At 68.5% G+C, this 12,914-nt stretch carries 9 protein-coding genes; 1 reads left to right on the top strand and 8 read right to left on the bottom strand.

Features of this window, described 5'->3' with window-relative positions; genetic code table 11:
* Positions 1-123: 123 nt before the first annotated feature.
* The 8 genes from VKV26_24230 to VKV26_24265 form a co-directional block, all read right to left on the bottom strand.
* Positions 124-1,059, bottom strand: a complete 936-nt coding sequence (locus VKV26_24230; GenBank protein HLZ73023.1) for an ABC transporter ATP-binding protein — start codon at positions 1,057-1,059, stop codon at positions 124-126.
* A gap of 157 nt (positions 1,060-1,216) precedes the next feature.
* A complete protein-coding gene (locus VKV26_24235; GenBank protein ID HLZ73024.1) occupies positions 1,217-1,825 on the bottom strand; it encodes a copper resistance protein CopC in 609 nt (202 codons plus the stop codon).
* 37 nt (positions 1,826-1,862) lie between these two features.
* Positions 1,863-2,510, bottom strand: coding sequence for a copper resistance protein CopC (locus VKV26_24240; protein ID HLZ73025.1), 648 nt, complete (start codon positions 2,508-2,510; stop codon positions 1,863-1,865).
* Positions 2,511-2,518: 8 nt separating this feature from the next.
* Positions 2,519-3,091 (bottom strand): hypothetical protein, encoded by a 573-nt coding sequence (locus VKV26_24245; GenBank protein ID HLZ73026.1) that lies wholly within the window; start codon positions 3,089-3,091, stop codon positions 2,519-2,521.
* 67 nt (positions 3,092-3,158) lie between these two features.
* Entirely contained in the window at positions 3,159-5,504 is a 2,346-nt protein-coding gene (locus VKV26_24250; GenBank protein ID HLZ73027.1) for a CopD family protein, read from the bottom strand.
* A 799-nt stretch (positions 5,505-6,303) separates the two neighbouring features.
* Positions 6,304-7,614 carry a CoA transferase gene (locus VKV26_24255; protein HLZ73028.1) on the bottom strand — a complete coding sequence of 437 codons (1,311 nt, stop codon included), beginning with the start codon at positions 7,612-7,614 and terminating at the stop codon, positions 6,304-6,306.
* Positions 7,615-7,837: 223 nt separating this feature from the next.
* Positions 7,838-11,089 (bottom strand): Ig-like domain-containing protein, encoded by a 3,252-nt coding sequence (locus tag VKV26_24260; protein HLZ73029.1) that lies wholly within the window; start codon positions 11,087-11,089, stop codon positions 7,838-7,840.
* 343 nt (positions 11,090-11,432) lie between these two features.
* Positions 11,433-12,656, bottom strand: a complete 1,224-nt coding sequence (locus VKV26_24265) for a CoA transferase (protein ID HLZ73030.1) — start codon at positions 12,654-12,656, stop codon at positions 11,433-11,435.
* A gap of 27 nt (positions 12,657-12,683) precedes the next feature.
* On the opposite strand from VKV26_24265, the gene VKV26_24270 reads away from it, so the two are divergent.
* Positions 12,684-12,914 (top strand): hypothetical protein (locus VKV26_24270; protein ID HLZ73031.1); only part of this gene is annotated, 231 nt, incomplete at its 3' end.

Genomic DNA, 12,914 nt, shown 5'->3' on the forward strand with positions numbered 1-12,914 from the left:
GTCATCCAACAGCGGCTCAAGCGGGCCGGGGCACGCTGGTCGGATGCTGGCGGCCAGGTCATGGTTGCACTCCGCGCCCAGCACGCCACGCAACTCGCCCAGGCCGCCTAATCACTTGACCCATTACAACTTGTCACACCCCATCGCTTGTCTCACCCCGCCCTGGTCGGGCCTGTCGAGCGTGACTGTGATCACCCGCTCGGCGGCGACGCGCGCTTTGAGGCCGGCGGGCGTGTCCAGCGCCAGCAGCCTGCCGTGGTCGATGATCGCGATACGCTCGCAGAGCTGGTCTGCCTCTTCCATGTAGTGCGTCGTCAGCAGGATCGTCTGGCCCTGGCGGTTCAGATCGCGCAGCGTTTCCCACAGCGCCAGACGCGTCTGCGGGTCGAGGCCGGCCGTGGGCTCGTCGAGGAAGAGGACCGCCGGCGCGTGCAGCAGCGCCCGCGCGATCTGCACGCGCTGCGCCAGGCCGCCGCTCAGCGTCTCCACCATGGCGTTCGCCTTGTCTTCGAGGCGGAAGCGCTCGATCAGGGCGCGAGCGCGGCGCTTCGACTCGGCGCGCGAGAGGCAGAAGTAGCGGCCGTGATAGTAGAGGTTGTCAAAGACCGTCAGCATGCGGTCCAGCGCCGGCACCTGCGTGACCACGGCCATGCGCGTGCGCGCCAGCGCCGGGTGCGCGACGACATCGATGCCGTCGACGATCGAATGCCCCTCGGTGGGGATCACGCGCGTCGTCAGCATGCCGATCGTGGTCGATTTTCCGGCGCCGTTCGGCCCCAGCAGGCCGAAGAATTCGCCGCGCCGCACGCTGAGGTTGAGGTCTTCGACCGCCTTGACGCGGCCGCCGGCCGGCGCCTGCGCCCCGCCCGCGCCGTTTCCATCACGTGGCGGCGCTCCACCGGCGCCGGCGGGGCGGCCGGCCGGCGGGCCGCCCCAACCGCCTCCCGGCGGCCGCGGCGGGGCGCCGCTGTAGATCTTGGTGAGGCCACGACAGATGATCCCGGCATCGTCGGCGAGATCGGTCCGCGGCGCGGAAACGGGGCGAACGGCAGTGGTCATCGCTGCTCCATCTCGGCCGAGATGCATTGGCGAGTCATCGGCTCAAACCTGGGCGAATGGTAGCGGTTCCGCAAGCGGCCTCAAACCGTACGGAAGCGCCGGACGATCCCATACCATCGTACGGGAGTGAGCCTGTCCACGCGAGCCTGTCCGGGCATTATCCGCTCGTCCGTCGCCTCCGCCAGAACAGGCCGCCCGCCGCCACGATCGCCAGTGCGATGAGGGCGGCGATGATGATCGCGACGATCAGCCCCGTGTGAGAGCTGCCGTGGTGCGCGGTATCGTCGCTCTGTGCGGTGATCGCCAGTTTCGCATCCAGCGCTTTCTGCACCGCCGTCGGGCCGTTGCCTACATAGAAGGCGAACTGGCCGTGATCCGCCTCGCCGTCTTCGTCCGAGACGTTCTTGAAGGAGACGACGTAGCGGCCCGGCGGCAGGTTCGGCTGCAGCGCGACGGAGAAGTGGCGGCGGTTAGCGTCCTCTACCGTCGTTTGCCCCGTGCTGACCAGTTGACCGTTGCTGTTCGCGCCGTCGTTGCGCTCGACGGTGATCTCGTCGGCGCCCGCGGTCTTCTGCATGTCCTGCGCGGTGTAGATGTCCACCTGGGCCGGCGACGTGGCCACGGTCGCGCCCTGCGCCGGCGTCGAGTGGTCGTAGCGAGCGTGAGCGGCGACGGCGCCGACGCAGGCGAGGAAGACGATCGTGGCGATGGCGATGGCCGGAAGCGGCCCGCGGGGGACTGAGCGAAGCGGATACGGTCGAAACATGCGTTGTACTCCGTCAATGCAAAGAAAGTTCAGGAGACTAGCGGCGGGCGCCACGGCCGGCGCGCGTGCGCGGCGCGCGCGCCGAACGCCGGCGCAGCGCGAGAGAGAATGCCACGCCGCCGACGGCCAGTCCGGCGACGCCGCCCAGCGCCAGTCCGGTGATGAGCGCGCCGGCCGAGCCGCCGCCGCGCGCCGGCTCCGATAGGGCGCGCCCACGCGCCGAGTCGGGCACGAAGACTTGACCGGATGCGGCCGCCTCCGCCAGCGCCTGCTGGTCCGGGTGGCCGATGTAGAAGCTGAACGAGCCGAGCGTCACACCGCCGTCGTCGTCCGACGTCGTCTTCCAGAAGACGGTGTAGGCGCCGTCATCGAGCCCGCCGCGCAGGGGCACGATCAGGTGCTCGCCGTTCAACGGGTCGATCGTCGCCTCGTCGGAAACGGTCTGGCCCGAGCGGCTCAGCACCACCGCGAAGGTACCGGTGTGGTTCTGCACGAGCTGCTGCGCGAAGAACAGCTCGACCTGGCTCGGCGCCGAGGTGAGTTGCGCCCGGTCCGCCGGCACCGATCGTTGCAGCGTGGCATGGGCGTCGACGCCCTGAGCGGCGAGCAGCGTCGCGCTCAGGCACACCGCGCCAACCGCGGCGGTAAGCACACGCCGCCGTGCAGGCGCCCGTGGTCTGAACACGGCGTTCCTCACAGCCCTGGCGGGAAGGTGAACGGCGGCGGCGCGGCGAACGGCGGGCCGTACTCGATCGTGATCAACGTGTGTGCGCCGAGCGGGACCTGCCGCGGGTCGCCGCTGTACGGTTGCCCGTCGACGAAGAACTGGAAGGAGCGCGTGCCGTCCGCCCTGAAGCCCAGCACCTGCGTCGCGCTCAGCGGCTGGCCCCACACGTCGAAGAACTCGCCCAGGGTGAATGCCCGCTGCGAGGGCGCCTCAATGTGGATCACGCCGCTGGTGTCGTGTGTGTGCAGCCAGTAGATGCAGCGGTTGTCGACGATGCCGGTGTTCGCCGGCACCGCCACGCCCTGCCCGTTGGCGATGATCGTCAGGTGCGCGTGGACGTGGTAGGTCAAGCGCTCCGAGGTCTCGCAGGGGATGCCGTCCACCGGGTTGCCGGCGCCCGCCGCCCGTGTCGCCGCCGGCGAGCCGCCCGCCGCATTACTCGCGGGCGCCGGCTTACCGGCGTTGTTGTTCGACGAGCATGCCAGGGCCAGCACGACGCTGAGGGCCAGCACCGGCGCGATCAAAAGCCGGAGTTTCATCAACCCGCTCTCCAGTTGCACCGCCGCGGCCGTCCGCCGGCGGCAGCAGTCTGTGGCTGCACCTCGCCTACCGCTGTGCGACGGCGCCGGTCGCCGGCGTGGCCGGCACGGCGCCGCCGGTGACGTAGAGCGTGCGCAGGTAGTTGAGCAAATCCCAGCGCTGCTGCACCGTCAGCTTGTCCTTCCATGCCGGCATCGCGGTGCGCTGAATGCCGTTCGAGATCCAGTCGAACAACTGGCCGTCGGGATGCAACCCTACATGCACGGTCAGATCGAGCGGCTTCGGATTCAGCGCCGCGGCGCCGGGGCCGTCGCCGTGGCCGGTGCTACCGTGGCAGACGACGCAGTTCTGCGCGTAGATCGCTTTGCCGGCGCCCACCGAACGCTCGTCCGACGGTACCGGGTTTTGCACGAGGGCGGTATTCTGCGTCCGCCGGCCCATGCCGGCCACCACGACAACCAGGCCGACGATAACGAAGCCGGAGATGCCGAACACCCCGGCCGTCCCCAGCCAGGGGTTCAGGTTCCAGATTCGCTTGCGAAAGACGAACAGCGCCGCCCCAAAAGCAACCAGCAGGGCGCCCCACGCCTGTTCACTGCTGATCCCATGCGCCGGGAAGGCGGTGATGCCGCGTCCCGCCGCGCTCAGTGAGGCCGAGGTGGTCGCGCCGGTCGCGTCGGGCACTTCAACGGTGAAGTTGCCGTTGACGTCGTCGTGGCCCGTGCGCCGCACGTTCACCGTCACGCGCCAGTCGCCGACGAAGCTGAAATTGGCCGCCTTGCCCTCGAATAGGCCGGACTGCCCCTGCACCGGCGTCAGGTCAAGCGTCGAGCCGCCCACCCCCTGGCTGGTGAACTGGAAGCGGAGCTGCACGCGCTGCACGTCGGCCATGTTCTCGGCCGGGTCCGTCGGCGTGAGCAGCACTTTGAAGTCGTTGTCGCCCACGCGGTTGGGCGAGACCGTAAGCGCGGCGTTCAAGTCTCCGGCGGCGGCCTGATTGCGGTACACCGAGGAGACCACCGCCGAATTCGACGCCGCGCTGCGCGCCGCGCTCTGCGCCCGGTCGTCCTTGGCCGGAACCAGGAAGACCATCACCGCCGTGGCGGCGATCACCGCGGCGCCGAACAGGCTTTCGGCCACGGCCGAACGCTCGAGCCGGCGAGCCTCCCGCTCGACATCGCCCGCGTCCAGCGCCTTGCGCTCGAAGCGACGCGCGATCAGCAGGGCGTTGAGCAGGCCGAAGCCGAGCAGCGGCGCCAGCACGATCAGCTTGATCAGCAGCGTGCGGCCGTACACCGTGTCGGTGAACGAGCCCCACGAATCGAGCTGCACGAGCGCATTGAAGGTGCCCGTCAGCAACACCAGGCCGACGCAGAGCACGGCCATCGTCGAGAAGTTGCGCAGCGCCCTTCCCAGGAAGCGGGTGCGGGCCGCACCCTCGAACCCTCGCCGAATCACCAGAATTGCGGGGAGTTGGACCAGCGACCCCAGCCAGAGCCCGACGCCGGAGAGGTGCAGGAAGTCGCTGCCCGCCGCCCAGAGGGCGCCGCGGCCGGCTGCCGCGTGGCTGGTGAGCGACATCGTCAGCGTGGCGCCGAATCCGACAAGCAGGCCAAGCCCCAGCCCGCCGAAGGCGGCCGGGCCGGCGGGGCGCCGCTCACGCCGCGCCAGCAGCCAGGCAATCACGGCCGCCGCGACGATCAACGTTTCACGGATGATCCAGTACGTGCCGGACCTGGCGCTGAGCAACGAGCCCAACTGGCTGAGCGAGCCGTTCAACTCCGCCTGGCGCAGCAGCGCGGCCAGGTTGACGATCGCCGCGACCAGCGCGGCGGCCGGCACAACCGCGCCGAGCAACCAGAGTGCGAAGCCCTGACCAAGCCGGCGATCCGCCGGTGGCAGCCCATCCGCCGCCGGATAGAGCACCAACGCGGCGAAGCCGAAGCCGCCGGTGATACCGATCAGGCCCAGCAGCAGCAACCAGCGCAGGGCGGAATCGAAGCCGCTGATCCCGGTCGCGCCGCCGCCCCCGCCTGTCGCGGCCGGCGGCGTTCCCGCCGGATTCGAGCCGTCCGCGTTGAGCACCGTGATCGGAAACGTGCCGTCCAGCCGGTGGCCGTCCACCGCCGAGACCGTGGTCCAGGCGATGGTGTAAAAGCCGGGGCTCAACGGGTTGACGCCAACGGTCATTTCGGTCGGGTCGTTCGTGAAGCTGACGGCACCCTTCTCATGACGGCCGCCGGTGGTATCGCGCACCGAGATCGTGCTGAACTTGTGGTCCAGCCCTTCGCTGAAGAAGAGGTCGATCTTCGCGGGAGACGCGGTCAGCCTGGCGTTTTGTGCCGGGTCAGAGCGGATCAGCACCGCATGCGCCAGCACGCGCCGCGGTGCTGGCAACTGGAACAGGAGCATGCACACGAAAACAAAGCCGCCCAGCAGCGCCGGCCGGCGCCACCTCAACCTCGGCCGGGGAGGGCCGGACGATCCCGTACGGCCCCGAGCTTGCACCCGCATCCCCACCACCTCTCCACACCGTCGACCGAACCGGACGGTCAGCGATTCGACGCTGGCACCGCGACCGGCACACGACCGCAAGGCCGGCCTCGCACGCCTGTGACCGGGCGTGCGAGCCACGAAACCCAGCACCGGCAAGTCGGCGCTCGGGATTATCGGTGGCCACGCCGACTGTGTCGCCGGTCCACCAACGCTATCAAGATGCAGCCATCAGGCGGCACGGGGCGGAGGAAGCGGCACACGGAGGGTAATGCCTGCGAGCCGCACGGCGCCACGGCGCCCGGCTCCTACCGGTCGAGCGGCGGGCGCAATCGCGGTGTCGAGGCCGGAAAGGGTCGCCGGCGGAAACTCGCCGGGGCGCGGCGCGCTGGGCGCGGGCTGCATCGCGGTCAGCGGATGAAATGGCTCCGCCGGGGCCGCATGAACGGCCCGCGCGCTGTGCGCCCACGGTGGCCAGGCGGGACGCTGAACGCGCTCGCCGTGGTCGGTAAAGGCGGCGACGCTCTGCCCGGCACCGCCCGCTCGTACGCTGAGCGCGACCCCCGCAAGGATCGGTGCCAGAACGGTCAGCAGAAGCGTGCGCCGCGCAGCCCCGTCCATCCCGACCACCGTAGCAAGCGGGCGCCGGCAGCAGCAAGCGGGCCGCGTCGAGGAGGAGGGAGCTTCCTTCATGACGCGCGACTACGTGATCCAGCAGCTATCCGCCGTGCGCGGCCATGTTCGGCACTTCGCCGATCACGCCGCCCGCCTCGAGATCCGCAAGCGCTTGCTCCGTCAGCCCGAGCAGCGACTGAAAGGCCCAGCGATTGTGCTCGCCGAAGCCGGGCGCGTTGATGCGGATGTGTGCGGGCGCGGCGCCGAAGCGCCAGACGGGCCGCTCCATGCGCCAGGTGCCGGCCACGGCGTGCGTAACCTCCTCGAAGAAGCCCCGGGCTTGCAGGTGTGCGTCGCTATCCAGCAGGTCCCGATAACTTTCGACCGGCGCCGCGGGCACCCCCACGGCCTGCAACGCTTCGGCCGCGGCGAAAGGCGCCTGTGTCGTCGTCCACGCCGCGATCGGCTCGGCGAGCGCCGCGGCATTGCGGTGCCGTGCCAGGCCGTCGGCGAAGCGAAGATCGCTTGCCAGCTCGATCCGGCCGATCACGCGGCAGAGCGCCCTGAATTCGGCATCGCTGCGCACCGCCAGCGCTAACCAGCGATCTTCTCCGGCGCAGGGATAGACTCCGTGGGGCGCCCATGCCGGATGCGCGTTGCCGGCTGGCCGCGGCAATTCACCCGTCATGCTGTACCCGACCACGTACTCGCCCAGCAGCGTGGTCAGCGCCTCGCGCTGCGCGAGATCGATGAACTGTCCGTGGCCGCTGCGCCTCCGGTAGAGGAGCGCCGCCATTACGGCGCCGGCCGCGGCGGTGCCCGAGATCGGATCGCCGTAACTAATCCCCGACTTGTGCGGCTCGCCCCCTTGATAGCCGGTGATGCTGACGAGACCGGCGAGCTGCTCGACGTTGGTGCCGTAGGCGATGTAGCCCGCTTCGGGCCCGGTCTTGCCGTGGCCCGGCATGGAAACCAGCACGATGTCCGGCCGCTCGGCGCGCAGGGCCTCGTAGCCGAGGCCCAGCTTGTCCAGCACGTCGGCGCGGAAGTTCTCGATCACCACGTCGCTGATTCGCACCAGGCGCAGGAACAGCGCCCTGCCCGACGCCGACGCCAGGTCGATCGTCACGCCGTATTTGTTGCGGTTGTTGTGGTTGAAGTAGGCCGAGCGGTCGAAGGCTCGCTCCGTTTCGGGTGGCTGCATGTGCAGGGCACGCAGCAGATCCGGCGCGTTCACCGCCTCGACCTTGATCACCTCCGCGCCCATGTCGGCCAGCAGCCGCGTCGCGTACGGCCCGGCCCACACCGCCGTCAGGTCGGCGATGCGCACGTTCGCCAGCGGCAGGCGCCGCGCCGGCGGCACGGCCGCGGCGAACCGGGCAGAGGCGAGATCTGTCCCTGGCTCGTGGCTCAATGTGCGCTCCTGAGGCGGCGTACGCGTGCATGAGACCGGGACCCACGGACGAGGCCCGTTCCCGCTCGTGCCGCTCCAGGCTGAGTCAAGCACATTCCGCGGCGGCGGTCACGCGGCCAGTGCTGCACCTGCGCTGTCGCCTGCCCCACTCCCGGGCCAACAAGAGGCAGCCGCGCTCCGTTCGGGAGCGCGGCTGCCAATGCGTTCAAGCGGGCCGGGGCGGCTACTTGCTGAACTTCTCCACTCCCGTGTAGGCGATCTTAGTCGTAGCGTTCGTCGTCTTCGGGTAGCTGACGGTTACCACACCAGAACCCTGGGTCGGGCCGCCGGGCGCATTCGCCACCTTCCCCTGCGGCGAACTCGCATTGACGGTCAGCAGATCGCCGGCCTTGTTCGGCGCGGGCGCCGGATCGCCGGCGTCGACGCTGAGATTGGCGCTCACCGTGTCCGCCACATTCAGCGTGATGGAGTCGGCTCCATCCAGTGTGCTGATGGCCAGCTGATCAACATCCGCGGTTGGAATCGAGACGGTCAGCAGCGCGTTCACCTGCACGGTGGAGACGGTGTCGACGTTGCCGGTGACGGTATCGGCGCCGGCGCTGCCCATGACGGTGACAACGTCGTTGTTCCCGGTCAGCGGGTCTATGGTGAAGGTGCCGCCGACTCCGGTGAGCGAGAAGAACTGCACGGATGCCCCTACCAGGACCGTGCCGGCGTTGGCGCCCGTGGGCGTGTAGGTCAGCTGATCGTCGCCCGGAGTGCCAAGGATCGTCAGCGCCTTGCCGTTGGCGTCGATGTTGACCACGGGGATGCCGACGATGCCGATCTTGCCGCTCACGCCGGCGACGCCGCCGAAACCGGCGATCGTGCCTGCCGCAAGATCGACCGTCACCGGCCCGCCCGCCGCGCTGGCGGTGCCACCCGGCAGCGTCAGCGACCGATTGGCGATCGTGACCTTCAGCGCCGCGGACGGCGCGCTTACGTTGCCGGCGAGGTCTTCGAGCTGCACGGTGACGTTGTAGACTCCGTCGTTCAGGGCCACGGACGTCACCTGGTACGTGCCGCCGGCGGTGACAAGATCGCTGCCCACCTGGGCGCCGTTCGCGTACAGCCGCACAAGCGCGTTTGTCTCGCCCGTTCCGGCGAACTGCGGCGTGGTGATCGTGGTGATGTTGTCATCGTTGACGCCGCCCGTGTCGCTCGACGCAATCAGGTCCGGCGCGGGCGCAGCAGCGGGCGCCGCCGTGTCGATCGTCACCTGCAGCGCACCGGACTCGCCACCGGAGCCGACCGCGTGCGGACCGGCCGGTGGCGACGCTGGATCGACAATGAACACCCTGGCCGTGATCGATCGCAGGCCGTCGGCCAGAGCGGACGGGAAGGTGAAGCTGAAGAGGTTGCCGCCGGCCGGCGCAGCGAAGCCGGCGAGGGCGCCGTCGGCGAAGACACCGACCTTGTAACCGGGCGCATCGTCGGCGAGGTTGGCATCGTTCGTGGGCGAGAAGGCGATGCCGTTGAGTGCCGTCGTCGTCGTCACCTGCAGCTGCACCGTTGGCTTGTTCACGTTCGTGACATTGTCGTGCGCGTCGCGGCCGCTGTCGGAGCCGGGCGCCAGAGTGATGCCGAAGGGCACGGGCGCCGGCGTGTTCACGATCGCCAGCGAGTAGGTATTTTCCGAGGGCGGCGGCTGATTCGGCTCCGCGAACACGCGCAAGAAGTACACCTGGCCCGCAACCGCCGGGATGGTGATGCTCTCGGTGTCGTTCGAATCGAGTCCAGCAGTCGCGGTTGCCACCGCCTTCCCGGCCGCATCCTGCATCTGGATGTCGAGGTCGGAGGCGCGGCTGTCGCTTTGCATGGTAAAGGCAAGCTTGCCGGTGTTGTGGGCGACAACACGGAAGAAGTCTTCGTCAAGCGGCGTGTTGATCGTGCCGCTCAACGTGAAGGAATCGGGGGATCCCAAATCGGTTGCGACGCCGGGATCGCGAGAGTCGTTCGGCTCATAGGCGTCCGGGAACTGGCCGAGGATGCTGAAGACGTCCAGCAGGATTTGCTGCCCGTTCGGCGCCGGCGGATTGCCCCCGACCGTGTTGCCGGTGAAGGAGACATAGCCGTAGCCGTTGGCGGCCGCGGCGCCGTTGTACTCGCCGATGCGCAGGGTGTTCGGCACGCCGCACGGGTTGCCGAAGCAGCCTGCGCCCGCATCAGGATCGAAGTGCGTGTCGTTGATGCGGAAATCGTTGCTCCACGTCAGACCACCGTCGCGGCTGACCGTCGCGTACCGATCGAGCAGGAAGTCACCGCCGGCGTTCTTGTTCCCCTCGCGGCTGTCGTACCAGGTGGCATACATGTTGCCGAGCTGATCGATCGCGCCGGTGCCGAAGACCTGGAACGTACCCACCGGACCGTGACTGATCGTGCTGCGCGTCCAGCTCGCGCCGAAGTCGGTGGAGCGTGCGAAGACCACGTCCGACTGGTCGCCGCTGCAGTAATTGTTTCCCGGGTTGTCGTCGGCGATGACGTAGACGTTGCCGGGGCGATTGGGATCGGGCAGCACGAACGGCTGCAGCGCCCCGGCCCAGAGCGATTTCGATCCCGGCACCGTGCAGGCGAAGGTTTGCAGGTTCCAGGTCACCTCGGCCTGGCCCGGCAGGAAGGCCTGAACGGGCGTGTTGAACGTGCCGGCGAGGATGTCGGCGCCGGCGTTCGGCGAGCGCACGATGTTGATGACGCCCGACGTCCCGTCGGCATTCGTGCCGTTGACGTTGTTGCAGTAGGCGTGCCAGGCGATATAGAGGTTGCCGGCCGCGTCAACGGCATCGTCGGGGAAGCGCGCGTCATTGGCGCATTCGCCCTTGACGTTGGAGAGGTTCGCTGAAGCGGACCAGGTCGAGCCGCCATCGGTCGAACGCATGAACTTGATCTGGTTGGCGGAGCCGATATCGCTCCAGGCGATGTAGACATTGCCCTTGAACGGGCTGCTCGGGCTGGCGTCGACGATAATCCACTGCTTGTCACGATTATTGTCGTTGCCGCACGCGGCGCACACCGGGAAGCCCGCGTCGATCGTTCCCAGGTCGAAGTTGATGCGGGCGACGAAGATGCCCACATCCTTGTTGTTGCCGGCATCCGTGCCGCAACCGAGGATCGTCCAGAACAGCCGGCCCTGCAGGTCGAAGGCCAGCGAGCTGTCGCCGCAGGTTCCGTAGCTGAGCGGCGCCGGACCGTTGGGGAAGGGGAAGTTGATGAAGGCAAAGTTGGTACGGCCCTCGTCGTTCGAAAGCCACAGCGCGTTGGCGGCGGAGACGGCCACCTTATGCGGGTTCAACGGGCTGACCACGGTGTCGTGGGGCTCGTTCACGCCGATGATGGTGGGAACATCTCCGCCGGCATGCACCCGTCGGGAGATGAAAGCCGAGGCCAGGATGAGGAGTGCCAGCGCAGCGATCCGAGCGAGCGATTGGCGGGGTCTCATGATGGACTCCTTCTCTGGCACCGACGCGAACGCTTTTACTGCGAGATGAACGGTGCGGAGTATAGCAACTGAAGCAAGATGTGCGCCGGCGCATTGTTGTGTGTATGCAACTCCCATGGGCAGGAATATCTCATACGTGTATCAGACGCCCTGGCCGGGACCGGAGGGCACCCCTGCCATGACGGCGGCGATGCCGACTGCATTGCGCTGCGCAGGCGTGGACACGGTGACTCGATGCGGAGTCAGCAGCGACCGTGCACGACGCGGGCACCAGTGAGCGGGCCACGCGACGGCCGCGTTGTTAGAAAGCTGTAAACCTGTAAGGACTTTGCTGCTTTTCGGTTCAGACGGCGCCCTGCCCGCTGAGCACCCGCAAATCCTCGTCGCTGAGGCCGAGGCGCTCGCGCAACACGCTGGCCGTATGCTCACCCAGCAGCGGCGCCCGCTCGATGCGGCCGGGCGACGCGCTCATGGCAAAGGGCGGTCCGGGATAGGTCAGCCGGCCGGCGGCCGGATGGTCCAGCTCTCTCAGGAAACCGCGGGCCGCGAGCTGCGGCGATTCCAGCAGATCGGCCATGTTGTGCACGAAGGCGATCGGTCCGCGCATCGAGCCGGCGCGTTCATACACTTCTCGCTTTGGCTTGTCGGCGGCCCAGGCGTAGATCAGTGCCGTGAGGTCGTCGTCGTTGGCCAGCCGCGCCGCCCCGCTGTTGAAGCGCGGGTCGTCCACAAGCTCCGGCATATCCATCACGTTGAAGAGCGGCGGCACGTTGCGCGGCATCGCGTGGACGCCGAGGTACCCATCGGCGCAGGGATAGAGACCCAACACCGCTGAGTTGATGTTGCCGCGGCGCGTCGCCCAGATGTCGCGGCCGGTGTACGCGTAGCTGTTGAGCGCGATCTCCAGGGTCGAGGCCATCGCTTCTTGCGCCGAGATGTCGATCCACTGGCCCTCGCCCGTCTCCAGCGCGTCCCACAGCCCCACCAGCGCGGCGCTGAAACCGTTGAGGCCGAGCTGGTAGCCGGCCTGCTCCCCGCCGGGCCTCAGGGGCTCCCGGTCCGGGTCACCGGTCAGGTGCATCTGGCCGCCGGACGCATAACTGGTCAGGTCGGTGGCCTGCCAGCGGGCGCGCGGGCCGCTCTGACCGAAGGCGCTGAGGGAGACGAAAACCAGCCGCGAATTCTCGGCTCGCAGCGTTTCATAGCCCAGACCCCGGTTGGCCAGCTCGCCCGGCGGCAGGTTCTCGACGAGGATGTCGGCCTGCGCGGCCAGCCGCCGCGCGAGCTGCTGCCCCGCAGCCTGGTCCAGATCGAGGGTCACGCTCTGTTTGCCCGTATCCAGGTACAGATGCAGGACGCCGCGCTCGCGATTGGGGCCGGAGGCCGCGAACGGCCCAACCGCGCGCGACGGATCGCCGCGGCCGGGCGGCTCGATTTTCAGCACCATGGCGCCGTAACAGGCCAGCAGCTTGCTGCAGAACGGCGCGGCGATCGATTCGCCAAGTTCCAGCACCGTCACACCGGTCAGCGCCTGCTCGCCCGCGCCACCGTCATACAAGTCGGCCACGATCGCTTCCCTGCTTCAGTACCCTTTGTGCTTGTCGATCACGCCTTCGAGTGGCTCGCCTGCGAGGTAGTGAGCGAGGTTGCGTCGGAAGCGCTCGACGATGCGATCGCCGCGTACGAGCCGATCCCAGTTGGGGTTGCATTGACCATAATGGAGGTGAGCAAAGCGACGGCGAGGGATGAGATGGAGGAGACGAATCGGACGCGTGGGGTGGCGGAGCCGCGCTACTGGGGCATGCCGGATGCGCTGTGGGAACGC

This window comes from Dehalococcoidia bacterium (assembly GCA_035310145.1).
GTDB lineage: Bacteria > Chloroflexota > Dehalococcoidia > CAUJGQ01 > CAUJGQ01 > CALFMN01.

Coding starts and splice junctions, on each gene's coding strand:
- VKV26_24230 (HLZ73023.1), bottom strand. CDS start 1,059: ATGACCACTGCCGTTCGCCCCGTTTCCGCGCCGCGGACCGATCTCGCC.
- VKV26_24250 (HLZ73027.1), bottom strand. CDS start 5,504: ATGCTCCTGTTCCAGTTGCCAGCACCGCGGCGCGTGCTGGCGCATGCG.
- VKV26_24235 (HLZ73024.1), bottom strand. CDS start 1,825: ATGTTTCGACCGTATCCGCTTCGCTCAGTCCCCCGCGGGCCGCTTCCG.
- VKV26_24245 (HLZ73026.1), bottom strand. CDS start 3,091: ATGAAACTCCGGCTTTTGATCGCGCCGGTGCTGGCCCTCAGCGTCGTG.
- VKV26_24260 (HLZ73029.1), bottom strand. CDS start 11,089: ATGAGACCCCGCCAATCGCTCGCTCGGATCGCTGCGCTGGCACTCCTC.